The sequence below is a fragment of the Acinetobacter sp. V115_6 genome (assembly GCF_031799025.1).
Taxonomy (GTDB): Bacteria; Pseudomonadota; Gammaproteobacteria; order Pseudomonadales; family Moraxellaceae; genus Acinetobacter; species Acinetobacter pittii.
The window spans coordinates 76,930-100,731 of the sequence record NZ_JAVQNO010000018.1; the positions used below are offsets into that span (position 1 = coordinate 76,930).

A 23,802-nucleotide genomic window follows, 5' to 3' on the forward strand; every position below is an offset into this window, starting at 1 on the left:
ATTACTTTCCTAACGTCCGTTATGCAGCATGCGCGTGTGAATAACGCTGAATTGAAAGGCCATCGGTACTGATATCAGTTTTGTGATTCAATACTATGTCACTGATTAATTTTCCTGAACCACACGCCATCGTCCAGCCTAGAGTACCGTGACCTGTATTCAAGAACAGATTTTTAAAGCGAGTTGCGCCAATAATCGGTGTACTGTCTGGTGTCATTGGACGTAAACCAGTCCAGAAAGACGCCTGTGCCATATCGCCGCCCGGGAACAAGTCCTGAGTCACCATTTGCAATGTTGCACGGCGGTCTTCGTTTAGACCCAAATTGAAACCGCTTAACTCTGCCATTCCACCTACGCGAATACGTTGGTCAAAACGAGTAATCGCAATTTTGTAGGTTTCATCAAGCACTGTAGATTGTGGAGCAAAAGCAGGGTCAACAATAGGAATCGTCAACGAATAACCTTTCACAGGATATACAGGTAACTGTAGATCGAGTGGTTTCAAGAAATCACGTGAATAGCTACCAAATGCTAAGACATATCGATCTGCGGTTAAGACCTTACCATTGACCTGAACGCCCTTAATTTCATCGCCTTCAACAATCAATTTTTCTACGTTCTGGTTGAACTGGAAGTTAACACCCAACTCTTTAGCAATTTGAGCTAAAGCATTGGTAAATAAATAACAGTCACCTGTTTCATCATTTGGTAAATGTAAACCACCAACCAGTTTATCTTGTGCATTTGCCAACGCTGGTTCTACACGACCAAGTTCGTTGCCATTTAATAATTCGTAGCTTACGCCGCATTCTTGTAGCACGCTAATGTCACGTTGAACTGCTTCCATTTGTGCTTCTTTACGGAATAACTGCAACGTGCCTTTTGCACGGTTTTCGTAATTAATGCCTGTATCTTTTCTGAGTTCACGTAAACAGTCACGGCTGTATTCAGCCACGCGCATCATACGTTCTTTGTTCACCGCATAACTTTGTGGATTACAGTTTTTCAGCATTTGTGCCATCCACTGTAATTGCCACATGCTGCCATCTAAATTAATCGCAAGCGGTGCATGATGTTGGAACATCCATTTCACAGCTTTAAAAGGAATTCCTGGTGCTGCCCAAGGAGTCGAATACCCAGGCGAAATTTGACCTGCATTACCAAAACTTGTTTCTTCGGCAGGACCTGACTGGCGATCGAGAACAGTAACCTCAGCTCCTTGTTGAGCTAGATAATAGGCACTTGCCACTCCAATAACGCCGCTACCTAAAACAATTACGCGCATTTCCACTCCCTCACGCACACCAGTTTATTTAACTAGTATATTTCTGCTTCAATAGTTTATTTCACTGTTTTTCAGGCTATAATCTAGGTAAATTTATGTTTTTCTCGCGAGAATTTAAAAAAAAGAGGAAATATCTATGCGCCCCTTAGATCGTATAGATCGCATGATTCTGGACATTTTGCAGCGTGAAGGACGAATTGCGATTAGTGAATTGGCATCGAGAGTTAACCTGTCGACCACCCCTTGTTCAGAGCGTGTAAAACGCCTAGAACGCGATGGCATTATCATGGGTTATTACGCTCGGCTAAACCCAGCCTTTGTGGACCGTAACCTGCTTGTCTTTTTAGAAATTAAGTTATCTGCCAAATCTGGCGATGTGTTTGATCAGGTGGCTAGAGATTTAGTTGAGATTCCTGAAGTGCTTGAATGCCACCTCATTTCTGGCGAATTTGACTACCTTGTAAAAGCGCGTTTAAAAGAAATGAGCGCATACCGCCGCTTATTAGGAGATCTATTAAAGAAACTCCCTGCTTCGGCGTCTTCACACAGTTATGTGGTTATGGAAGAAGTCAAAGAAACTCTATATCTCGATGTAAGCAAGTAAAGCGAAGCTTCATTGAATTCGCTTTACTCACGTTTTGAAAATTAGAAATATTTTAAAATCGAAATATGTTTGTTTTGATGTTTGAACTTCGAGAACCATTTAACTGCTGGATAGAGCGCAAAAGACAACACAATCGTGATTAACCATAGCATCCACACATGATTGACCGACAAATAGTTTCCGTAGTTAGCTCCCCACACACTGAGTGCAAACACATACATGAGTTTCAACACATATAAATGCAGTAAATAAAAGAACATAGGCACCGAGCCAAACACCACCAAGGGTTTTAGGAATGAATATTGCTGCATACGCTCAAAAGCCACCAGCACAATCAAGCCAATTCCAACATTCAGCAAAATAAATAATAAAGACGGTGGATACTTAGTGAGGTTAAAAAAGCTCATAAGGCTAAGTTGTAATGACTCAAAATGTTGCCACGGCTGGTCGCCATAGACATTGATAAAACGCAGTAAAACAAACAATCCAATACTTACTAAACCAAGGCTAAGTAAAGTGCGGCTTCTTTGCTTTGCTGAATATTTTGAACTAAAGAACTGACCTAGCGCATAGCCCAATAAAATCACGCCAATCCAAGGTAAAACAGGATAGCTTATGCGAAGCTTGATGCCTGCAAACTCAAGCCAACCACGGTCATGTAAAACAAACCATATATTTTGTAAGATGCCTTGAGAGAAATGTACTGAATCTAATAAATTGTGCCCAAAAATAATAACCAAACCTGCACCCGCAAGAACAGGCAAAGGCAAACTTACACAGCAAGCCAAAACCACCATGCTAATGCCGATTGCCCAAATTACCTGTAAATAAATGACTTCGGGTGGAAAGGTAGCTGTCCAAGCAAAGTTCACCAGCGTGAGCTCAAGCCCAATCAAAAATAAGCCACGCTTTAATAAAAAAGCTCGAGTTTGCTGTAAGTCTTGTTTTTTTGATTGAAATAAAAATGCAGAAATACCGGTTAAAAGTACAAAAACCGGAGCACAGATATGTGCCAATAACCGACTACCAAATAAGGCGGGTTCAGTTGCGGTCACATCCATTGGATCTATGACCTGCTTATGCAGATAGAAAGTTTCTCTTACATGGTCAAGTAGCATAATCAAGATAACTAAACCGCGTAAGGCATCAATCGGCTGTAAACGCTCAATATTTTTTTCTAAAGGCATAGCGATAATCAACAAAATAATGTAACGTTATACTATTACATTTAATTCCTTTTGTCTTTTATGGCTGTTCATTTATGCAACACAAATTAGGTTTGTTGTCTTCGTTAGGTCTATCATTTATATCGACCCTCACTTGGGGAGAGGAAACATCAACGGTACTAGAAACCATACGTGTTCAGGCCGAAAGCACCCGAGAAGATGTGAGCCAAAATAGCTCAGCGACTAAATTTTCTCACGATGTTTTGGACGTCCCTTTTAACCGTGCTTATGTTTCAAAACAAATGATGGAACAACAAGACGTTCAACGGATTGATGACGCATTAAGCTTAGTGAGTGGGGTTTTTCATCAAAATAGTTTTGGTGGTGGCTTTTGGGATAATTACTCTTTCCGCGGTTTTAGTACCGATCCCAATTTAGGTGCCTCAATGATCCGTAACGGCTTGAGTGTCAACCGAGGGATTAGTGCGCCAAAAGATGTAGTAAATATTGAATCTTTAGAGTTTTTAAAAGGACCAATGGCGGCTTTATATGGTCGCGGCGAAACAGGTGGTTTGCTGAACCTCAACAGTAAAAAGCCACAGTGGGAAAGCGAAAGTGAATTTAACCTACGCGTCAATACCCAAGAACAATATCGAATAAGTCTGGAGCATACTGCCCCTATTAACGATGAACTGGCCTATCGTTTAGCAGTGGCTCACGAAGATAATCAAAGCTTTCGTGATCATGTCAGCAGTGAACGCTGGTTCTTTTCACCACAGCTCACATGGAAAATTTCAGACCAAACGCAACTCGAGTTTGACAGTGAATTTACTGAGCATAAAGGTACCTTTGACCGTGGTGTAAGTACAGTCAATCATCAGTTTGTGATGGACCCGAAAACCTTTACAGGTGAGCCTGATGACGGCGATTTGAAAATAAAAGATTACTTTTACCAATTGCGTCTTAGTCACGAATTTAACCCTGACTGGAAACTAAATAGTGCGGTCAGTTATAAAGATGCACAAATGGTCGGCTTTGCGACCGAACCTCGTCGTATGCAAGCCGATGGCCGCACTCTAGAGCGCCAACGTCGCTATCGTGATTATACAAGTGAAGATGTTCTGGCTCAGACAGAGTTACTTGGCAAGGTTGATACGTCTTGGGCTCGCCATGAAATTTTACTTTCAACCGAGCTTGGTCAACTCGACTATAAACAAAACCAGCTTCGTCGTAATCACAGCACAAGCTCAACAAACACAATTGATATCTACCAACCTGAATATGGCAAATATTTACCAAACCTAGCACCGTTTACCAACACCAAAGAGCAACAGCGTTACTTTGCACTCAATATTCAAGATCAGATCTTTTTCAATGATCAATGGAGTGTTCTATTTGGCAACCGTTTTGATCAGGTCGAACAAGACTTTAAAAATCACCTCACTCAGACCAAAAGCAACCAGACACTTCATCAAAATAGTCCACGTTTCGGAGTAAACTTTAAAGCCTCTGACCAATGGGCTTTTTATACGAACTATGGCCGCTCATTTGCCATGAACAGCGGTATGAACCGAAATGGTCAAACTTTTGCTCCTGAAAAAGGAGAAAGCTATGAAGTCGGCACCAAATATAAAATAAACGACCAAAGTGTGCTGAGTCTCGCTCTGTTTAAAATGAAAAAACAGAATGTACTGACAACCGACCCAATCGACAGTAATTTTCAAACCGCAGCAGGTGAAGTGAGTAGTAAGGGGATTGAGTTTGACTTAAATAGCCAAATCAATGACCGCTGGTTCGTCAATGCCAACTATAGTTATACTGATGCTCAAATTGAAAAAGACCAAGACTTGGCAAAAGGCGCTCGTCTGAGCAATGTTCCAAAACACCAAGGCTCAGTAAGCACCAATTATGAGTTTCTACAAGAAGGTCCACGAAAAGCAGGTGTAGGTGCCAACCTCACCTATGTCGGTGAACGCAGCGGGCATAATCTAGATAATGGATTTAATTTACCAAACTATACGCTGGTCAATTTAAATAGCTACTATGCCCCATCTGATCGTTTACGTTATCAGCTCAACGTAAATAATCTGTTTGATAAAACCTACTATGTTTCAAGCTATAGCGACTTATGGGTTCAACCAGGTGAACCCCTGAACGCCTCAATTTCGGCACAGTGGAAATTTTAATTCATACATAAATAAAAAAGCCCGAATTATTTTCGGGCTTTTTTATTAGAACATACCATTTTCATTGACGAGTGGGTCGGGCTGTACTTGCCCAATATCCCAAAACTCAGCAATTTTACCCTTTTCAAAGCGGCAAATATGAACCACGGCCAAGGTGGTTAACCCATTCATTTGCATTTCAAGTTTTGAATGCACAGCAACCAAATCGCCCTCTTCAATGACATGTTGAACATCAAAGACTTTGTTAGGCGTTTCAATTGCACTTTCACGCATCCCTTCCTTCAAAGAAGTCGCATCACCCGCATAATAAGGATTGTGATGCTTGAAGTTTGGCGCGGTGTAATTGCTATAGGCTTCATCGACTTCACCAGCTGCGGCAAGCTCTAAAAACCGTACTGCAATTTGTTTTTGAGATAAGTTCATATTTATCTCCTACTTTTTATTTTAGACCTTACTGCAACAGATCTTCTTCGTCGTCTTCCTCGAAGACATAGGCCATACAGCCCCATCCATCATATTCGCCCTGAAATTTCTCAGCGATACTGGCAAACCATTGTTCCAAATCAACAATATCTGAATACTCAGGTTCCATGTTAACGAAGATGGTAATCACCCATTCATTTGGCTCAACAGAATCATCTTGAAAAAGTGAAACTTTTTGTTCTTGGTAAAGCAAATAGAGTGCACATTGCTCTGCATTTTTCTGATCATGAAAAGCAATAGAAAATTCAATTTCATGCAGTTCGGTTAAATCATCCCCGTCTTCAGCCATTTGCCAAAGTACATTGCCGTTATCATCATCTGGAAATTGTTCGTAGTCACGAGTCATAAAGTGATCCTTGTTGTTGTTGCGGTATTAATATTATTCGACATCAAGAATACCCGACTTTTATTGCAGTTTGGGTATATATTCAGTTCCCAATTGCATCAAATTAATTTTTTTAATTATATAAATTTTAAAAAGGCACTTGTGACTCAATCACCACATCCGTTCCATTTAAGGGATGTTGGAAAGCCAAATATGCGGCATGCAAGGCCATGCGGTTTAAGTGAAAACGTTTAGGCTCAGGGTGATATAACTTATCCCCCATAATCGGATGTCCTATATGCATCATGTGCACACGTAACTGATGCGAACGCCCTGTTACTGGTTCAAGTAACACTCGACTTTGATCTGTTGTTTCATCATAAACCAACGGTTGAAACAACGTTTTAGCATGTTTGCCTAGTTCAAAATGTACAATTTGTCTTGGGCGATTTTCCCAGTCGGTAATGAGTGGAACTTCAACACTTCCCTCTTCTGCGACTTGGCCTTGTACCAAAGCAATATAATGTTTTTTGACTGTTCTGGCCTGAAACATTTTACTTACCGCAACTTCTGCATCACGATGTTTGGCAAACATGAGTAAGCCTGATGTCGCCATATCTAAACGATGCGTGACCTTTGCTAAAGGAAACTTTTCCAACACCCTTAAATAAGCGCTGTCATGATGCTCAGGTAAACGCCCCATCACCGACAACAAGCCAGCAGGTTTATCAACCACAATCAAATCATCGTCTTCAAATAAAATTGAAAGCGGATCTTGTGGCGGAGCGTAAACAAAATTGTCGTTTAAAGGCATGGTCGTAGAAGCAGCAATGGAGCATGGCGGCAAATCATAAAGAAATTTCGAACCTACCGCAAAATAATCTATAACGCTCTACTCATGTTCCACGTGAAACTCAGAAAATCTTTATCGTTTTTTATTCATTTCAGCTAGAAGATCGAGCTGAATTTCTTGAATGTATGCAAGTCTTTCCCATTGATGCGATAAAAGATGGTCCATTTTTTCATGCAAATGGCGGATCTCAAGCTCGGCTTTTAAATTAATTTGATAGTCATATTGAGAACGTAAGCGGTCTTTGGCTTCTTGGCGATTTTGGTTGATCGCATCGTAAATAAAAATAATGTTCTAACCTAAAATCTGTAAAGTCGCTGGTACTATTTTTCGATGTGCAGGAATCACAGGCACCATATAAAGTCGTCCTAGCCAATTTTTAATATGTACCACTGTGGTTACGGTAAGCACTTTGGTCTTTTCATTCTTGTATATAGATAAAGTCACATTTAAATGCTTGTCATCGTCTCCAATCACTAATTCATTTTCTGTACGCTGCAACAAGGTAAAAATTCCAATCCGGTCACCTGCGACATACTCATTTTCTTTTTTATGAGTATCAATTTGCTTAAAACTTCCTAAATCCTTAAGCCCAATCTTTGAAGTAATTTTATTACGCATATTCATGCTCCACTCTACCCACTGTGGAGTGTGCTGAAATAGCTTAATAAGCTGCTCAAATACATTCAGGTCAGGTTGACCAAGTACAATGCTCCACGAGTCGTGGAAGTAGGCATTGTTCAATTGAGATGAGATTTGACTATCGGCAGGTAAAGCAGAAAGATAAGGCTTATTCATAAATTATATTCTTGTAAAGTATCGTTTTTATTATAGAGAATTTTTTAGGGTGTCAAGGGAAAACATCTATGGTTTACTTCAACAATCATAACTTTGTAAGTTATAACCTTGTGCCTATAAACTTTTGATCTATAGCGTCCTAAGCCGAATCGAGACCTTTTGGGTGAGTACACACTAACGTTATACGTTTTGGTGCATGCTACTCTTTTCGATCCCTATCACACCCTTGAGATATAGTTTAGCCAGCACCCTGCGGGATTGTTTTTCTAAGAAAAGCTAATTTTTACTATTTTTGGGAATTTTTACGCCATTAGACAAATTTAAAAGAATTTATTCCCATTTACCCATAATTAGTTATATTTAAATTCCACTTTATTTGTGTTTTTCGGTTTATTTTACCAAATCATCCATTGTTTTGACCAATAGGACATCAGGCTATAAAAAGTAAATTACCCTTCATTTTTTAGTCATGAAGGGCAAAAGCCTTTTATGAAGAGATAAAACCATGTTTACGGGCTTGGTAAACGGTACATAATGCGATCAAGGCAAAAGCTAGCATAAACCATGGAAAAGAAGCTGCCCCAAAACTTTCAAGCAGTCCCCCGCCAATCATTCCACCGAATGCAATAGCAAGGTTAAATACAGTGACCAACATAGACTGTGCTACATCTGCTTCGTGTCCCGCAGTATTTGCCAGAGCTGTTTGTAATAAGGTCGGAGCTCCACCAAAAGTGACTCCCCATAACACTACACTCGTGAGCACGACAAAATTTGAAGAACTATAAACACCTAACAGCGCTGTTGCGATTGCAAAGATAAATAAGCTCAAAAGTGTTATTTTTCTTAATGAATGATCGATAAACACCCCTGTAATGAGAATGCCTACAATTGAAGAAATGCCGAATATAAACAGGATAGTCTCAACGTTGTATGTCTGCCCTGTCGAGACCAAAAATGGTGAAATATAAGTATAGAGAATGCTATGTGCCAATATCCAAAGAAAGACGACTGCTAAAATAGCTCTAATGCCCGGCATTAAAAGAACTTTTAAAATAGGTAACCTTTTTTGTGCTGACTGTCCTGCAAAATCGGAAATACTAAAGCGAATCCAGAAAAATAAAATCAATGCCAATAAAGACATGATCCAAAACACGCCACGCCATTCAAACAGCGTTCCCAACCACGCACCCAAAGGCACACCAATTGATAAAGCAATTGGCTGCCCAACGCCAGCAATTGCTAAAGCTCGACCTTGATACGATGCAGAGACCATGCGTCTTACATAACCCGCTAAAAGCCCCCAAATAACACCCGCTGCCATCCCTGCAATAAAACGAGCAACTAAAGTCAGAGTATAGTCATTTGATAAGGCAGTAATCGCGTTAAATAAAAGTAACCCTGCAATCGCACTGAGTAATAAGGGTCTCCGATTCCAACTACGGGTAAGGCTAATCAGCGGTATTGCTGCTAAAACAGACCCTAAGGCATACAATGCTATAAGCTGCCCTGCATAAGCTTCTGAAATATGTAAGCCTTGACTGATTTGGGGCAAAAGCCCTGCTGGCATGGTTTCTGTCATGATGGTCAGAAAGCCTGCAACTGTAAAAGCCAACAATTTCCAAATCGGTAATTGAGTAGAGAATTCATTAGTTAGTTGATGAGATGTTCCATCACTCTTAATATTCATAAAGGTTTACACTCACATTCTTTTACAACGTACTTACTCTGCTCTGTCTTGCTATAAGCTTGTTTTATAAGGTTAGTAGGGTAGGAAGGCATTTGTTCTCCATGTGAAGTAGAATCATTATTCTGGAATGTTCATTCCAATTTAAGTTAAATAAAAACCCTAACTATTCAGCTCAACCATAGTTAAGGTTTAAATGAGTTTTATAAAACGTTTAAAGCAACCTCGACCACATCCATTAAACATTGCTTTCTTTTTTCATGAGGACTGCCTTTCCCTAAAACACGCAGACCTTGCATAGTATTTAGAAAGAAACTTGCTAACGCACGCGGGTTTTGAGTAGAAGCAATTTCACCAGATTGTTGAGCTTTAATTAATAAATTTTCTAAAGCATGTTGTAGTTTCTGTAGATTAGTTACAACGAATTGAGAGACATCTTCATCATGTCCAGCCAGTTCCAAACAAGCATTTGCAACGAGGCAGCCTTTGTGTTCTGAATCATTCAGCTCATCTTCGACCACATTTACCAGTAATTGTCGAATAAGTGCCTTCGGTGAACCGGAACCAGATAACAGCTTCACATTATTAAGTGTAGTTAAAAGTTCATAGCGCTGTAACGCTGTTTGATAAAGACCCTGTTTGTTTTGAAAGGTACTGTAAAGGCTACTTCTAGATAGCCCCGTACCGTCAACCAAGTCTTGAACTGAAGTTGCAGCATAACCACGGCGCCAAAAAACCTGCATTGCAGCATCAGCAATATCATCAGTTTCAAATTCTTTGGTTCGCATAAAACAGACCTAACAGGAACGATCATTCCAATTAATTTAAGATATACCTATAAAGAAGTCAAACTAATAATTCTTTCAACAGCCTATGTTTAGCCGAATAACTCATGTAAAGCTGACTCCCTAATCCCCACTTTTAAGCATTTTATTCTTTGGGTACTATTCTTAGAGATAACTTTTGTGCTTGAATAAATTATAAAAACATATTATAAATTATTTCTAACCAAATGATTGGTTTTTTGGCACTTTATAATGAACAACAATATTATAATTTTTGGTTATGGAACGGGTATTTCCCAAGCCGTAGCACATAAATTTGGTAAAGAAGGCTATAAAATCGGTTTAGTAGCACGAAACGCTCAAAAACTTGAAAAGGCTATTCTAGAGCTTAAAACTCAAGGTATTGAAGCTTACGCTTTTACATGTGATTTAGCGGTTCTTGAAGATATACCAAATCTTATTAATCGTATTAAAGACCGATTAGGAGAGATTAAAAATATTCATTGGAATGCTTTCCATGATATTGAAGGAAATATCTTAGAAACCCCTCCACTAGAGCTCACCAAAAGCTTTCATATTCGTGTTTCGAGCTATATTGCGACGGTTCAAACTTGCTTAGGTGATTTAGAGAAGAACCACGGTAGTATTTTATCAACAAATGGAATTTTTGCTTTCGATGCAGTGGGTATCGACTTGGTGGCTAAAGAGTACTCATCATTAGCAATTACTGCCGCTGCTCAATACAAAACCACCAATTTACTTGCTCATAGTCTCGCTGACTCAAATGTTTATGTGAGCCAAGTGATCGTGAATGGTTTCGTTGATGGAACATCTGGAGCACAAGATAAGACCTACACGGTACATCCAGAAACCATTGCAGAGCAGTTCTGGTACTTACACCAACATAAACAAGAAACTGTCTCCTTTTGTGGTGAAGCAATTCAAGCTGCTTAAAATTATTTCTTATGACAGAAGAAGCGTAATCAATTACGCTTCTCTGAACTTTTTTAATTTTATGTTTCTATGCCCCAGAAATATTTAATTATTTTTCATACTCTGAAGGATCAATTGTGTATTCTTTGAATAAAATTGAACGCACAGAGTCTTTTATACGTTCATCATGTTTAATAATTAAATAAATATCTTTTTTAGTCAGAGGAATTTCTTTTAGTAAATCAGGCAAGTCCTTCGACCTTATACCACTGACTTCACTAGGTTGTTTTAAGATATCTGGGTCTTGTTCTTCGAATTTAAAATCTACACCTTGTAAATTGAAATAAACCATAACCCTTCTGTTCAAAGAGTCACTATCATCATATAAAACAGTACCTTCTGGTAAAATATAATATTCTGGCAAAGTGCTATTTTTCGAATATTTACCTTCAAACGAATATATCTTTAAAGGTTTTTCTAAAACATGAATTTCGGGTGTTTTTGTGCGGTTCCAGAAGTAATAATTTAATAAGGACTGTATGATGAAAATTGAAATTAGTACGGTAATTAATAAATTCTTTTTCATATCCTCTTCTTATTAAAAAGATCTTTTATTATTTAACTACAAATTCATAGGTTTTAGTTAGCTTATCATCGCCTCGCCCATAAAAATATGTATTAATTACAATTTTGTATTTTCCTTTATATTTAGGAATACCTTCTATTTTTATGTGATTGTATCCATCTATATCATCTACTGGAGTAATTTGGAAACCCTGATTTTCTGGAATATTAGAAGTTAATTCAAAATGTTGTTCTGAGAGTTTACCACCTGTAATTTTAATAAATTGACTATATGACTTTCCTACATAAGCTACTGGGAGCTCATGTGGTTCAATCTTGTAATCGCTACTACACCCTAAAAAACTTGTCATTAAAAACAATATTATTAAGTTTTTAAAGTTCATCTTTATTTCTCTAGATTTCGGGCATAATTATAGCCAACCCATCCTAAATCTTTTAAAAAATTTTCCACCATTGCTTGTTTTTTCTCTGCTCTTCCGCATCTTTGATAGCTTTATTAATATTAGCTTCTATTTTATCTTTATTATTATCCCATATCTTATTTAATACCTGCTCAAGATCTTCTCTGCTCCATAAATGAAATAAGCCACTGCTTTCACCCATTGCTTCTATAATTTTTTCATGAACTTTCTGGTTATCATAATTTTTTATTTTTTTATTAAACATATCAACAACCAAATCATTGATATTTGGCTTTATGTCATTATAAAAATCTATTGTCGTATGATCTTCTAAATTATCATCTTGTATAACCCATTTAGGTACAGGTAAATACAGATTAGTAACAATGATTTCTATCCGTATAATATTTTTATAATACATAGTCCGCTGCGTACCATTAAATCGAATTGCTATTATTTTTTCTTCATCCCAAGATAATTCTTTCGTTAAATATGGAGAAGATTTTTCCTCTTTATGATTACTTTCTTGTTTAAAAAAATTAAATAGCATTGTTTTACCTCTTTTTAAAATACAGTCCAAGCAGTAAATGCTTCTAATTCTTTATCAAATGCATCTACCAGTTGATATGCAGCAATCCCCCCAATTGCACCACCAATGAGGATACCAATACCAGAACATATAGGTGATCCTGGACCACAAATTCCTCCTGCTATTGCTCCACCTGCCGCACCTCCTGCAATACCAGCACCAATAGAGGCGCCTTGTCTGTAAATTTCTTTTTCTTTATTTTCCGCGTTATAGATTTCATAGCCTGCATACGCAACAGAGAAAACTACAATTGCTCTTCCCCCCCATTTCATAAATGAGATTTTAGAATTAAACCCAGCATTCGTTTTCCCTGAACCTTTTAATATGCTGTAAAACACTCGGTTCTTTTGTGAATCATTAAGCGATTTAAAAATAGGGTTTCCTTGTTTTGCAGATGCCTTAACATAACTATCTATCGCACTACGCCCCTTACTTTTAAGCTCATCAAACAATTTGGGATTTTTCTCTTGTAATGCATAGTACTCCATGAATTCATCCATTGTTTTTGTGAGCAGTTTTTCTTTTTCTGCTATAGCACGCCCCACTGGTGAATTACGTTTTCGAATACCTTCTAATATTTCATTTCTTAAACTTGTTGCCTCTGATGCTGCTTCTTTTACTGTCATCTTTCCTTCTTTGACTAACTGAAGGTAGCGGTCACTCATCTTTTTCACTTCACGGATATAAATTTCACGTAGATGAGAATCATGAGCTAGGAAATTATTTCCAAAATAAACAGCAGTACCATTTAAACTATCTAATGCTATTTCAAGTTCATTTTTTACTTTAACAGGTACTTTATTAGTATCAGCCTGTTTTGTTGAGCCACTCGTTGTTTTTAATTGAAAAGTGGATTTATTAAACTCTCCATTTTCCAATGCAGGAACACGAATTCTCGCGAGCTTTGAGTTATTTAAAAGGAGTTCAATAAAAATTAGATCTAACTTGTTACATGGATAAACTCTCGTACATCCATTCGAATCAAGCTTACCTCCATAGTTCTGTTTTGTTGTCGTATTTGTAAAAATATAATTTAGCTTGGTCAGAATTTCTTTATTGTCGCAAAATACCTTTAAACGAGCAGTATAACTCACTCCTTTTCCTCCCTAGCTTCTACATCATACTTATGAACCATGAGGGTATATTTTTCTTCTTTATCCGACGAAGCGACACGCACAATTCCGTCTTTTGGAACACTACCAGTTCTAACATTACCGTTAGAGTCTATAAGGCTATATGTTGGTAAGCTTTCTAATGCCACATTATCAAGTTTATGACGAACATCAAATTCCAATATATACTTTCCATTAGGTGATGAGGGAAGATTAGGAAGATCGGTTGTTACTGTTTGACTGCCACTAAATTTATGCTGTCCAGCCTTCACTTCAAACTTACCGCCTGTCGTCATAAAAATGCCTGAACCGGTAATTTTGACTTGAGAGCCGCCTGCGGTGAGCACAATTTCTTTGGCTGCTGTCGCCTCAATTTTGTCTTCTGCTGAAATAATCTGAACAGCTTTACGAGCAATTAAATCTGCTCCGTCACCTTGCGCTTGTATCTCGACTTTTCCTTTGCCTGCATATAGTCTTGCGCCTTCTTGCGCTGCAAAAAGGCTGATTTTATTTTGCGCATGTGCAATCAAATTCTTTTGTGTAGACAGATTTATGCTGTCCCCAGCAGTTTGGTTTAGCTGCCCATCTGCGCTTAAGTGAATGTCTTCGTTACTGCTCAGCGCGATGCTATTTGGGCTCGCTAGCAGCATAATCGCCTCTTTAAAGGTTTTGGCTTTTGCGTTGTCTTGCTGCTCAAGTTTTTCAATAAAAGATTTTAGGTTTTCTAAATTTTCTAAAGGGTCAGTTTGCTGGTTTTTAGCAACTTCACTGAGAGCCTTGGCATTGTTAAGGCCACCGTCTATTTGTTGCTTGGCCTCATTTGCATCGAGGTGTACGCCTTGAGCTTGGTCCTGTTTGTGGGTACTAACAAGTAATCCACTGCCAGCTCTCACCGCACCCCACTGATCTGTTCTTAGCTCAAAACCTTCTCCACGGCCTTCGCTCTCTGCCTTGTCTTTTGGATGGCTTAAGTTACCCAAGTTGAGCTGGCTTGCCGCATGGCTGCTTTGTAGCTGGGCACTGATTTGGCCTGTGGTGTCATCAAAACGGAGTTGGTTAAAACCTTTGCCATCCACTTCTTCTGAACGAATACCACTGAGTTTTTTGGTATCAGGTAGCTGGCCTTTCTGATCGAATTGGGTGGGGTGACGTTCAGCTTCGTGAATGCTGCCCCCCACAAATGGACGGTCAATATTGCCGTCAAAGAAGTCGATCACCACAATCTCACCGACACGTGGCAAGAAACGGGCACCATAACCTGCGCCTGCCCACGGGGTCAGCACATCGACCCAAGCCGAGTCGGTGTCATTATCGTTACTGCCTGCTCCACCGTCATGACTATGGTCGTCAGCTCGAGTAAACAGGAAACGGACTTTAATACGTCCCCATTGGTCAACATGAATGCTTTCACCTTCCAGTCCCACCACTTTAGCTCGCTGCGGGTAAGCCGCGGGGCGATGCTCTAGCGGGTGATATTCAGGCACAGCTTTAACATTGCGACGAACCACGTTCAGCTCAGCAAAGTGGCGTTGCTCAGGATTTTGGCTGTCGAGTTGGGCTGCCTTGAGTTTGTCTTTTGGTAATAGTCGCTCAAGTTGCTGTTGTAATTCTTTCGGTAAATTATTCTGGTTATAGTAGTGCTTACTTAAGATTAGGAATTCTTTATCTGCACTGTCATGTTGGTCGAGTTCAGGATGGTCATTGAGTTCAAACCAGTAGCCCACCTGTGCATCACGGACGTTACCTGAAACGGTAAACTGTTTAGAACTCAGGTGATGGTAAGCATTGATGTGCTGGTTAAGTTGTTCAATCTGACTATTGCCTGAAGCTGTAGCTTGGTCTTCACCGTTTAAGTCCTGCATCCAAGCGGGGCTAACATGCCATGCATCTTCAAGGTTTAGGCTAGCATTATCATAGTGTTCACTGTGCTGCTGCGTGCCTTGTACGCTGCCGCTACCTTCTTCTTGTTGTAGGGCATCGGCTTGCCAGCGTTGCACATGAACAGAGGTCGGCTGTAAGCGGCGCTCAGCTTTAACTTGGGTAATGGTATCAAACTGTTCTGTGGCACTGCTGCGTTGGTAGCGGAGGCTACGGCGTTCAAGAGCTTGATAGTTTTGGTTATCGTCAATTAAACGCAACACTTGTGGCTGAATAGAAGCATTCGGGTCAGCGATAAAAAGCTGTGATTCATCGACCAACCAGTTAATGCCTTCACTACGCCACAAACGGGTTAAAAAGTCATAATCGCTTTCGTTTGACTGCATCACAAATGGACGCACATCGTAGTCTTTAGTTAAGCCAGATGTATCAAGCGTTAGGCTTGCGGCAAATAACGGGCTTTTACCCTGCCATTCTTTAAACAGAATTTCGCTAATATCCCGCACACTTTTATTCATAAACACGCGGCTATTACGGCGTTTATGCCAGAGTGCAGTTGGGTCTTTTAAAGTTAAATTATAAATGGTGAGTGAGCCGTCACTTTGCCCTTGGCTCGCTTCGGTAATAATGCCCGTGGTTCTAAAAAATTGGCCTGTGTCGGTGACTTGATCGACGGCAACCTGACAGCCAATAAATTGTTTTAATGCAATATGTGCGTTTGTCGACAGACACAGCAACTCAGCAACGCTGCCTTGGTTGAGCGTATGTTCGCCCTCGATGCGTTGCAAGAAGACTTGCTGATTTAAAGACTGATTTGAGAATTGGATATGAACAGCGCGATTTTGTGAAACAAGGCCTAAACGCTCCAATATACTCGACACACTCATCTGCATTTTTATTATCAATCAAACTTATATTTAGGCCGCATTTTAATTAAAAAAAGACTAATCTGTCTATCTATACTCATTTTCAAAATGTAACTAGTCTAAATATGCGGTTTTAGGTTAATTTCTTATTAAATAGGTATTTAAACCGTAAAATCAGATCATTTTAAAGCGCTATAAACCTACCAAATATATTTAATATTTTTCTTTTATATTCAAACAGATATTAAAGAAAACAACTACTCAAATTAATAAAATTCAGGATGAGATATGAAAATAAAAAAGTCTGGTTTTTATATATTTATGGTGATTTTCTCTCTTCATTCTTCAGCATTTGCTGAACCGAGCGTGGCCGATATTCAATATCGTGCAGAGCAAGGGCAATCCGTTGCTCAATATCATTTGGGGATGATGCTTTTAAGCGGCGAACAAGGTGTTGTTAAAAACTATGAGCAAGCGTTTAAATGGCTAACTATGGCTGATCAAAATGGAAGTATGGGGGCAAAATATAGTTTAGGGATGATGTATTACACAGGCACGGGCGTAGAAAAAGATGCCAAGCGCGCTTTTGATTATTTTACTAAGGCTGCGGCCAAGGACCATGCGAAAGCGCAATATAACTTAGGGGTGCTATATGACAGAGGTGAAGGAACCGCGCAAGATTATGGAAAGGCGTTTGAGTGGTTTAATCGTGCTGCCGAGCAAGGCTACCCGCCCGCAGAATATAATTTAGCTCATCTATATAAAAAAGGTCACGGCGTCTCACAAAGCGATGAGCAAGCACTTAAGTGGTACACCAAAGCGGCTGAGCACAATGAAAGCGATGCTCAGTACAACTTGGCCCAGATGTATTTAAATGGTGAAGGCACGCCGAAAAACCTACAACTGGCAAAGAAATGGTTTCAGCAAGCTGCAGATGCAGGCGATGTAGATGCGAAAGAAATGCTTAAAAGTTTAGAATAAGGTATTAAAACTTAATGTTTATCTAGCTCTAATAACTTACTAATTTCTTCACCATATAGCCATTTATTTAAAATATCTTCCGAACTTTCTAGGCCTACAATATCTAGAAAGCTTTCAAATGTAGTTGCCACTTGTTCTCGATCTTCTGTATCAAGCTTGTCAGGATCGATTTGGCTAATTCCATGAGCAAGAACATGTAAAAGTTCTGCCTTAGTTGGTTCATTCTTTTGTTGATAGAGTCCAATAAAAGCTTGTGCAGCATCAGCCACTTTTTGGTTCAAGCTCATACGTAATGTAGGATTTTGAACCCCTGTATATAGTTGTCCATCTCCAGCAAAATGATCTTGAGCTTTAAACTTTTCTAATTGTTGAATAACAATAGAGTTTGAATTTTGAATACTCATTTCTGTTTTATTGTCAGTTTTTTGGGCACAACCAACTTGTGAACTTAAGATGGCCATGACTAAAACCAAAAGCTTTTTCATAATTTTATTACTTTTATATTTGCCTGCATTAAATATAAACTAAATTAATTATGATTTTCTATATCTATGAAATTTTATTTTATTATTTATTTTTTCTAATTAAATACACATATTAATTCTATTATTTTTAAAACACCTTTAGCTTTATTATTAAATCAAAAATATTTTAAATATTAAATTGACGTAATTAAAATCACCAATTATTATTTCGTTGCTGGCCTACATTGCCAGACGGTTTTGACAGACCGTAACTCGTGGCGGATTATAGTTCTACTATGATTCGTTAGACCCTTGCGTCCCCTTTTCTTTGCGGTAGGACGGGAGGGGGACGCCCCGTGCGTGCTGGTTCTACGAGTCCAGTCTGTCAACCCCCTTTCGTTCTACCACCATAAATTAATTCGCGGTAATCTGGTGGTAGGACTCCATAAATTATAAGGAGTTGACCATGGCATTTTTCAAACTTACTTCCTCTTTAGATTAACTATTTTATTTATTTAAAATTTAGGCTTTCTATTATCTATTTTTTAAATTTATAAATTATTTTTATTTTAAAACTTTAATTATTATATTTTCCTAAATTTATGGGAGGATTAATTATTACCTAAAAATTATTTTAAACCTCAAAAAAAATTATATTTTTATTCTACTCATAGATATAAATCATTATGAGAATAATATGACAATTTATAAACCTATTTTGGCTTTAAGTTTCGTTCTAGGTAGCTATGGTTTTTCAGTTTGCAAAGTTCTGTTCTCCCACGGGACTTTGCCCCTACTTTTCTGAGCATCATGCAGCGGTGTGACAAAAGTAGTATGGGTTAAGCGTTTGGCTTGGCCCCTCTATCTCTGTGTTGCAATGGTTTATTACTTTAAATCAGCGCAAAAGATTAAAGTCTGTTGCTGCACAGAGGCCTAAAGAAGAATATTTTTAAGAAATTTGAACTCTTATAGTTTAGATATTTCTATACTCAGCTCGTTTTTAACGATAAAGTCATGTTTAATAAGTAGTATTTTTTAACATTAATATCATAGAGTTAATAAAAATGAGTTTTTATACAGAACTACAAGTCCGTTATACAGATTTTGACACGATTGATTTATCTACTGAAAAGCAGAATATCCTAGAAATATTAACTGAAGATTCAATCCACGAAGATGTTTATAATGCTTTAGTAGATGCCTTTTCTAATGGTCAGGCAGGCCTTAATGTCGATCCAGTTTATTGCCTAGAACTCATAGAAAAAATTACCGCTCTATTTCCAAATGCAAATTTTGAATGTCGAGGACTAGGAGAAGAGTACTTCTATACGTGGATCCTCTGTGTTGAAAATGGCCAGATTATTTTTAGTAGCAAGCCTTGGGAAACTGAAAATCCTTTTATATAAGAATAACCCTATCCATTTTTGTACGTTTTAACCTACAAACTTTTAGGGATTTTGCGGATTGGCGACACCCCTCTTTTTTCCTAATATGAACTCATACAGGAACAGGATGTTCCGGAACATAAAACAACAATAATAGGTTCAAGCACCAGGAGCGTGAGATACGACAGGAGTCATATCTAGCAACCAAATACGAAAAAGCTCGACAGGATGTCGGGCTTTTTTTATATCTAAATATTTAAAGGTTTAAAAATTTCTGGGAGGCTATCTATAAGAATATTAGGAATGTTGTTTGGATAAACAATCTCGTCAGTTTGGCTTAGTTCATCAAATGTCCACCAACGACTTTTACTAATCACAAGTTTTTCTTGTTCAGTCCAGTTTGCTGTATTCACTTCTTCATTTTTAATAAAAACAATAAAAAGTCTTTCATCAGAAATCACAATTTCCGCACTTGGTAACATCATTTCAAAATTGCGTGTTGCAACATGAGTGCCTACATTTTGTCGTACTACGCCCAACTCTTCATAAAGCTCTCGGCAAGCTGCTTGCTCGAAGGTTTCCCCTTCTTCAAGCCCGCCACCTACGGTTGCCCAATGTGATTGTCCAGCCAAAGCATCATTTGTATGAGTAAACTGAAATAACAGGATTTGATAATTTTCATTAAGAACTAATAGTCTTGAAGATTTTCTAATACGCATTTGATTTTTTCTTAAAGTAACAAGGTTGCTATTATTCATATTCACTTTAAAAAGTTAAATTATTTCTGAATGTACGTTTTATCCTACAAACTTTTAGGGATTTTGCGGATTGGCGACATCCTACTTTTTTCCTAATATGAACTCATACAGGAACAGGATGTTCCGGAACACAAAACAACAATAATAGGTTCAAGCATCAGGAGCGTGAGATACGACAGGAGTCATATCTAGTACCCAAATACGAAAAAGCCCAACAGGATGTTGGGCTTTTTTTATTGCTGTTTAAAAATATGTTTAGGCTAAACTTATAGAGGACTATGCGCCTGTTCTTGCTTTTTATGGCGGATCCAACGCACCACCCAAATAACCGCAATCAGCACTACTACCGCAACAAGTGCAGGCACTAACATGGCCGAAACCGAAAGTAAGATTGCTCCAATCCATTCACCTGTCGCGACAACAAAATTCCCTAAGCCACCCGTGGTTGCAGTTGAAACACCACGTGCAGCGACTGTACTCATTTGCACCACACCAGCCGTACCACCGCCCACAATAATCGCTGCCGCCCAACTGGCAAACTGAGACATTTCTCCGCTGCTAACCGCCATTGTCGCTAACGTACCTGCAATCATCGCCGCAGGAGTTGCGACTGTGTCTAAGGCATTATCGACCCAAGGAATATAATAAGCTGCAACTTCACACACCGTTGCCACGCCTAAAGCTAAACACACCGATGGTAGAGCTAACCACTCAAAGCCTTTTGATGGCTCAAACCATCCCATCATTGTTGCAATGCTCATGACCAACAATGGCACAAACACGCGAAAACCGCAGGCAGCGCTCAGGCCCACACCAATACATAAACCCAATATTGTTTCCATAACGGTTTCCTTTTTCATGCCCATCACGGGTCTTGTTATATAAGTCTTATTTTTAAATTAACAAAAAGCCCCATCGGGTGACAGGGCTTTTTGTTAAATGCGAACGCAAATATTATTTCATTCTTAACGTTTAAATTGGGTGCAGTAGCATTTCGTGCAAGGTGGTAAAGGGTCGGTATTAATTTCTAAAAACACTCTATGTCCGCACTGAGCACAGAAATAGAAGCCTGTTCCGGGTTTTTCGCCAGCTGTTACCATGATTACATTCCTATAATCGTATATATATTAAACAGGAATATAACCCACTTAAAGTGAATGTCAATTGTCCATTTCGCCCAATGATGATGGCATAAATGCAAAAAATGTTATTTGTACGATTTATCTTACACAGATTTAGGGATTTAGCGGATTGGATGTCCCCTGCTTTTTTTCTATGATGAACTCATACAGGAACAGGATGTTCCGGAACATAAAACAACAATAATAGGTTCATGCATCAGGATCATGAGATACGACAGGAGTCATATCTAGCAACCAAATACGAAAAAGCCCGACAGGATGTCGGGCTTTTTTTATTAGAATGGCTCTTTAACAAGTCATATTGCTATCATCTTTTTATAATGCTTCTCATAGCCAGCTACTTTGAAAAGTTCTGCAAAAGCATCACGAAAATCTTGATAATTAAACTCTTTAAAATCAAAAATATTTTGCCCTAAAGAATGTGACTCCCGATTTATATATCTATAAAAAGCTTGGTATCTATTTGAGCTCAATTCTCCCAGTTGGAAAAAATTATTTAAATCCTTTTTTTCAACAAAATTAAAGAAATACTCAATTACATTCCTCATGCAATTCGCAATTAAGGCCGCTGGTTGCTGACTATCTCTTATGATAAACCAATAAGCTTGATAATCATTTTGAATTTCTTCATATTTCATAGGAATAAAAGCACTTCCTGTATCATTCTTTACTAGTCGAAACAGACTTTGAGTTTCCTTCCTAACATCATGATTAGTCTCAGTAACTTCATAGAAAAAATATAAACTATGAGTTAAAATAAAAACTTGTTCATATTTATAGTTCCATGCAGTTTCACTACAAGAAGTTTCAGGATTTACTCTAGTACTTTTCTTTCCGAAAAATTCATTTTTAATCAATCTTCCAACATTAAAAACATATATATGAGACAAGCTGGAAATTGGATCATCAATAACAATTATTTTCTTTGTACTTGTTGCTGTTACTTCCTTCTTTCCTCTACATAATTCGAGAAAATAAAGAAAACTAATAATCATTTTTTCGCCTTCACTCAAAGAGTGAAAAATTCTATCCTCTTTGTCTCCCCTTACTATTTTATAGAAATTATCAGAATATTTTTTAATCTCAAAATCATTAATTCCCAACTCAATTAAACCATTTTTTATATTTTCAATTGCTCCCTCAATATTTACTGTCTTTTTTTGTTGCTCAGAAATAATTGTTTTTTGTATATCAATTTTTTTTAAATTCTGTCTTATATTCTCTTCTATTTTTTCTATTTTTGATTGCGATATTAATTTTTTAGCCTTAAATGAACTAATAGTGAGATCATACTCCCAACACATTATTTCCCAAAAAGATTTTCTTATATTTGCTTTTACTACTTCTTTTTGTTCAATATTTTTATTATGTTCATTAACAAGTATGTTAATTCCCATAATAACTTTATTTAATTCTTCAAGAGCTTCTACAGAACTTTTCAGAGCAACTGAAATACTTGGATTCTTGATTTTATCTTCAATAATCTTATGATTATTTTCAATAATTTTTATAAATTCATGATATCTAATCTCGAAATCTTTGCTATATACTTCAAACTTTGGATGTGATTCAAAAGTGGATTTATTAGGGATAGATTGAATTTCTTGTGAATAAGTTTTAAATAAATAATTCAAAGCTACTATATCCGCTTCATAAGAAGCATCAAAATAACTTTTTATATTTTCTATTAATATATTTGAGATCGTCTTTTCTTGACAAAATGGACAATTCAAATTTTCATTCAAGTTATCTTGAGGTATATATTTTAATCCTGCCTTTACCCAGTCAGAGTTACCAAGCATCTTGATGAGTTGTGAAACGGTACTATTTTCATTACCTACGATATGTTTACTAAATAAAGATTCAATCTCTATATTTTGAGATGAAAAATTAATTTTAGGTAAGCTTAGATACTTCTGTGGGTTATCACCTGAAATAGATTGAAAATCATTTTTTAAATCATCAATACTTTTTTGAGGTTTTATAGTTGGTTTACTTAAACCTAAAAGATAATTAAATAAACTATCTTTTGAACCTTTGTAGCCGTCTAAACAGAATTCAAGAACCCTGTCACCACCACTATAATCATTTTTTATTTTCCAAACCGTTTCTTTTGCAGCATTTTGCTCTTGAACTATTATTCTTTTCTCATCCTCAAGTTCACTTTTTTGTTTTTCTACTTCATCTTTAAGTTTTTGAATTTCTTTCAAAGCATTAGAAATCTTAGTTTCAGCCTCTTTATTCTATTTTGAAAGAGTAAAAATCCCTTTTAAATTTTCAACTTCAAAAAAGTTTTCTTGAATAAAATTTTGATTATATACAAGAACTTCATGATCATCTTCCAAACCATCTATCGAACAATCTTTATATTTCGGATCTACCCTTTGATGAAAAAAATTTGAAAAAGTACTTTTACCTGCACCATTTAAACCATAAATAAGATTTATCTTTTTATCAGTTTCTAAAGTAGCATTACTTTTATAGCTTGCAACATTTTTAAGATTTATTAATCTAATCATTGTTTATCCATTTACAATAAAAA

The 23,802-nt window shown here is 37.6% G+C and carries 22 protein-coding genes and 2 pseudogenes; 5 read left to right on the forward strand and 19 right to left on the reverse strand.

What is annotated here, in order from left to right:
• Positions 1 to 19: 19 nt before the first annotated feature.
• Entirely contained in the window at positions 20 to 1,285 is a 1,266-nt protein-coding gene (locus RMA94_RS06285) for a D-amino acid dehydrogenase (RefSeq protein WP_002118025.1), read from the reverse strand.
• A 136-nt stretch (positions 1,286 to 1,421) separates the two neighbouring features.
• On the opposite strand from RMA94_RS06285, the gene RMA94_RS06290 reads away from it, so the two are divergent.
• The gene (locus RMA94_RS06290) at positions 1,422 to 1,889 is read left to right on the forward strand and encodes an Lrp/AsnC ligand binding domain-containing protein (protein ID WP_005804788.1); all 468 of its coding nucleotides are present in this window, start codon (positions 1,422 to 1,424) and stop codon (positions 1,887 to 1,889) included.
• Between the two features lie 41 nt (positions 1,890 to 1,930).
• Here RMA94_RS06290 and RMA94_RS06295 read toward each other — a convergent pair whose 3' ends face one another.
• Positions 1,931 to 3,076 (reverse strand): heparan-alpha-glucosaminide N-acetyltransferase domain-containing protein, encoded by a 1,146-nt coding sequence (locus RMA94_RS06295; RefSeq protein ID WP_311082261.1) that lies wholly within the window; start codon positions 3,074 to 3,076, stop codon positions 1,931 to 1,933.
• Between the two features lie 74 nt (positions 3,077 to 3,150).
• Between RMA94_RS06295 and RMA94_RS06300 the strand changes: the two genes are divergently transcribed.
• The gene (locus RMA94_RS06300; protein ID WP_311082263.1) at positions 3,151 to 5,241 is read left to right on the forward strand and encodes a TonB-dependent siderophore receptor; all 2,091 of its coding nucleotides are present in this window, start codon (positions 3,151 to 3,153) and stop codon (positions 5,239 to 5,241) included.
• 45 nt (positions 5,242 to 5,286) lie between these two features.
• Here the strand turns inward: RMA94_RS06300 and RMA94_RS06305 are convergent, their stop codons facing one another.
• From RMA94_RS06305 to RMA94_RS06335, 7 genes and pseudogenes are all read right to left on the reverse strand, one after another.
• On the reverse strand, positions 5,287 to 5,664 hold the full coding sequence (locus tag RMA94_RS06305; RefSeq protein ID WP_017387409.1) for a nuclear transport factor 2 family protein: 378 nt from the start codon (positions 5,662 to 5,664) through the stop codon (positions 5,287 to 5,289).
• Positions 5,665 to 5,692: 28 nt separating this feature from the next.
• A complete protein-coding gene (locus tag RMA94_RS06310; protein ID WP_069035888.1) occupies positions 5,693 to 6,070 on the reverse strand; it encodes a ribonuclease E inhibitor RraB in 378 nt (125 codons plus the stop codon).
• Positions 6,071 to 6,197: 127 nt separating this feature from the next.
• Entirely contained in the window at positions 6,198 to 6,863 is a 666-nt protein-coding gene (locus RMA94_RS06315) for an RluA family pseudouridine synthase (RefSeq protein WP_151302858.1), read from the reverse strand.
• A 111-nt stretch (positions 6,864 to 6,974) separates the two neighbouring features.
• A pseudogene (locus RMA94_RS06320) lies at positions 6,975 to 7,169 on the reverse strand (DUF1003 domain-containing protein); the annotation flags it as partial.
• Positions 7,170 to 7,193: 24 nt separating this feature from the next.
• A complete protein-coding gene (locus RMA94_RS06325; protein WP_151302859.1) occupies positions 7,194 to 7,697 on the reverse strand; it encodes a DUF2867 domain-containing protein in 504 nt (167 codons plus the stop codon).
• A gap of 487 nt (positions 7,698 to 8,184) precedes the next feature.
• Entirely contained in the window at positions 8,185 to 9,384 is a 1,200-nt protein-coding gene (locus tag RMA94_RS06330) for an MFS transporter (protein WP_151302860.1), read from the reverse strand.
• A gap of 200 nt (positions 9,385 to 9,584) precedes the next feature.
• Entirely contained in the window at positions 9,585 to 10,169 is a 585-nt protein-coding gene (locus RMA94_RS06335; RefSeq protein ID WP_202724741.1) for a TetR/AcrR family transcriptional regulator, read from the reverse strand.
• A 249-nt stretch (positions 10,170 to 10,418) separates the two neighbouring features.
• On the opposite strand from RMA94_RS06335, the gene RMA94_RS06340 reads away from it, so the two are divergent.
• On the forward strand, positions 10,419 to 11,120 hold the full coding sequence (locus tag RMA94_RS06340; protein WP_151302861.1) for an SDR family oxidoreductase: 702 nt from the start codon (positions 10,419 to 10,421) through the stop codon (positions 11,118 to 11,120).
• Positions 11,121 to 11,208: 88 nt separating this feature from the next.
• Here the strand turns inward: RMA94_RS06340 and RMA94_RS06345 are convergent, their stop codons facing one another.
• Genes RMA94_RS06345 through RMA94_RS06370 form a run of 5 tightly spaced genes read right to left on the reverse strand, consistent with a single transcriptional unit; the run spans position 11,209 to position 16,557 of the window.
• Complete coding sequence (locus tag RMA94_RS06345; protein WP_032064043.1) at positions 11,209 to 11,685, reverse strand: hypothetical protein; 477 nt, start codon at positions 11,683 to 11,685, stop codon at positions 11,209 to 11,211.
• A gap of 28 nt (positions 11,686 to 11,713) precedes the next feature.
• Positions 11,714 to 12,067 carry a hypothetical protein gene (locus tag RMA94_RS06350; RefSeq protein WP_309171383.1) on the reverse strand — a complete coding sequence of 118 codons (354 nt, stop codon included), beginning with the start codon at positions 12,065 to 12,067 and terminating at the stop codon, positions 11,714 to 11,716.
• A 52-nt stretch (positions 12,068 to 12,119) separates the two neighbouring features.
• Complete coding sequence (locus tag RMA94_RS06355) at positions 12,120 to 12,635, reverse strand: hypothetical protein (RefSeq protein WP_309171384.1); 516 nt, start codon at positions 12,633 to 12,635, stop codon at positions 12,120 to 12,122.
• Between the two features lie 14 nt (positions 12,636 to 12,649).
• Positions 12,650 to 13,768 (reverse strand): hypothetical protein, encoded by a 1,119-nt coding sequence (locus RMA94_RS06365; RefSeq protein WP_404976523.1) that lies wholly within the window; start codon positions 13,766 to 13,768, stop codon positions 12,650 to 12,652.
• Entirely contained in the window at positions 13,765 to 16,557 is a 2,793-nt protein-coding gene (locus tag RMA94_RS06370; RefSeq protein ID WP_311082271.1) for a type VI secretion system Vgr family protein, read from the reverse strand. The genes RMA94_RS06365 and RMA94_RS06370 overlap by 4 nt, the downstream gene beginning before the upstream one ends.
• 261 nt (positions 16,558 to 16,818) lie before the next feature.
• On the opposite strand from RMA94_RS06370, the gene RMA94_RS06375 reads away from it, so the two are divergent.
• Positions 16,819 to 17,511 (forward strand): tetratricopeptide repeat protein, encoded by a 693-nt coding sequence (locus RMA94_RS06375; RefSeq protein ID WP_311082272.1) that lies wholly within the window; start codon positions 16,819 to 16,821, stop codon positions 17,509 to 17,511.
• An 11-nt stretch (positions 17,512 to 17,522) separates the two neighbouring features.
• On the opposite strand, the gene RMA94_RS06380 is transcribed toward RMA94_RS06375, so the two are convergent.
• Positions 17,523 to 17,996 carry a DUF4844 domain-containing protein gene (locus tag RMA94_RS06380; protein ID WP_311082274.1) on the reverse strand — a complete coding sequence of 158 codons (474 nt, stop codon included), beginning with the start codon at positions 17,994 to 17,996 and terminating at the stop codon, positions 17,523 to 17,525.
• A gap of 1,043 nt (positions 17,997 to 19,039) precedes the next feature.
• Here RMA94_RS06380 and RMA94_RS06385 point away from each other — a divergent pair.
• Positions 19,040 to 19,381 carry a hypothetical protein gene (locus RMA94_RS06385; RefSeq protein WP_000011816.1) on the forward strand — a complete coding sequence of 114 codons (342 nt, stop codon included), beginning with the start codon at positions 19,040 to 19,042 and terminating at the stop codon, positions 19,379 to 19,381.
• 227 nt (positions 19,382 to 19,608) lie between these two features.
• On the opposite strand, the gene RMA94_RS06390 is transcribed toward RMA94_RS06385, so the two are convergent.
• From RMA94_RS06390 to RMA94_RS06405, 4 genes and pseudogenes are all read right to left on the reverse strand, one after another.
• A complete protein-coding gene (locus RMA94_RS06390; RefSeq protein WP_311082277.1) occupies positions 19,609 to 20,118 on the reverse strand; it encodes an NUDIX domain-containing protein in 510 nt (169 codons plus the stop codon).
• A gap of 266 nt (positions 20,119 to 20,384) precedes the next feature.
• The gene (locus RMA94_RS06395) at positions 20,385 to 20,960 is read right to left on the reverse strand and encodes a DUF4126 domain-containing protein (protein WP_016142554.1); all 576 of its coding nucleotides are present in this window, start codon (positions 20,958 to 20,960) and stop codon (positions 20,385 to 20,387) included.
• A gap of 123 nt (positions 20,961 to 21,083) precedes the next feature.
• Positions 21,084 to 21,218 (reverse strand): zinc ribbon-containing protein, encoded by a 135-nt coding sequence (locus RMA94_RS06400; protein ID WP_001983336.1) that lies wholly within the window; start codon positions 21,216 to 21,218, stop codon positions 21,084 to 21,086.
• 338 nt (positions 21,219 to 21,556) lie between these two features.
• Positions 21,557 to 23,779: pseudogene (locus RMA94_RS06405) on the reverse strand (AAA family ATPase).
• Between the last annotated feature and the right edge of the window lie 23 nt (positions 23,780 to 23,802).

Coding starts and splice junctions, on each gene's coding strand:
- RMA94_RS06285 (WP_002118025.1), bottom strand. CDS start 1,285: ATGCGCGTAATTGTTTTAGGTAGCGGCGTTATTGGAGTGGCAAGTGCC.
- RMA94_RS06290 (WP_005804788.1), top strand. CDS start 1,422: ATGCGCCCCTTAGATCGTATAGATCGCATGATTCTGGACATTTTGCAG.
- RMA94_RS06295 (WP_311082261.1), bottom strand. CDS start 3,076: ATGCCTTTAGAAAAAAATATTGAGCGTTTACAGCCGATTGATGCCTTA.
- RMA94_RS06300 (WP_311082263.1), top strand. CDS start 3,151: ATGCAACACAAATTAGGTTTGTTGTCTTCGTTAGGTCTATCATTTATA.
- RMA94_RS06305 (WP_017387409.1), bottom strand. CDS start 5,664: ATGAACTTATCTCAAAAACAAATTGCAGTACGGTTTTTAGAGCTTGCC.
- RMA94_RS06310 (WP_069035888.1), bottom strand. CDS start 6,070: ATGACTCGTGACTACGAACAATTTCCAGATGATGATAACGGCAATGTA.
- RMA94_RS06315 (WP_151302858.1), bottom strand. CDS start 6,863: ATGCCTTTAAACGACAATTTTGTTTACGCTCCGCCACAAGATCCGCTT.
- RMA94_RS06325 (WP_151302859.1), bottom strand. CDS start 7,697: ATGAATAAGCCTTATCTTTCTGCTTTACCTGCCGATAGTCAAATCTCA.
- RMA94_RS06330 (WP_151302860.1), bottom strand. CDS start 9,384: ATGAATATTAAGAGTGATGGAACATCTCATCAACTAACTAATGAATTC.
- RMA94_RS06335 (WP_202724741.1), bottom strand. CDS start 10,169: ATGCGAACCAAAGAATTTGAAACTGATGATATTGCTGATGCTGCAATG.
- RMA94_RS06340 (WP_151302861.1), top strand. CDS start 10,419: ATGAACAACAATATTATAATTTTTGGTTATGGAACGGGTATTTCCCAA.
- RMA94_RS06345 (WP_032064043.1), bottom strand. CDS start 11,685: ATGAAAAAGAATTTATTAATTACCGTACTAATTTCAATTTTCATCATA.
- RMA94_RS06350 (WP_309171383.1), bottom strand. CDS start 12,067: ATGAACTTTAAAAACTTAATAATATTGTTTTTAATGACAAGTTTTTTA.
- RMA94_RS06355 (WP_309171384.1), bottom strand. CDS start 12,635: ATGCTATTTAATTTTTTTAAACAAGAAAGTAATCATAAAGAGGAAAAA.
- RMA94_RS06370 (WP_311082271.1), bottom strand. CDS start 16,557: ATGCAGATGAGTGTGTCGAGTATATTGGAGCGTTTAGGCCTTGTTTCA.
- RMA94_RS06375 (WP_311082272.1), top strand. CDS start 16,819: ATGAAAATAAAAAAGTCTGGTTTTTATATATTTATGGTGATTTTCTCT.
- RMA94_RS06380 (WP_311082274.1), bottom strand. CDS start 17,996: ATGAAAAAGCTTTTGGTTTTAGTCATGGCCATCTTAAGTTCACAAGTT.
- RMA94_RS06385 (WP_000011816.1), top strand. CDS start 19,040: ATGAGTTTTTATACAGAACTACAAGTCCGTTATACAGATTTTGACACG.
- RMA94_RS06390 (WP_311082277.1), bottom strand. CDS start 20,118: ATGAATAATAGCAACCTTGTTACTTTAAGAAAAAATCAAATGCGTATT.
- RMA94_RS06395 (WP_016142554.1), bottom strand. CDS start 20,960: ATGGAAACAATATTGGGTTTATGTATTGGTGTGGGCCTGAGCGCTGCC.
- RMA94_RS06400 (WP_001983336.1), bottom strand. CDS start 21,218: ATGGTAACAGCTGGCGAAAAACCCGGAACAGGCTTCTATTTCTGTGCT.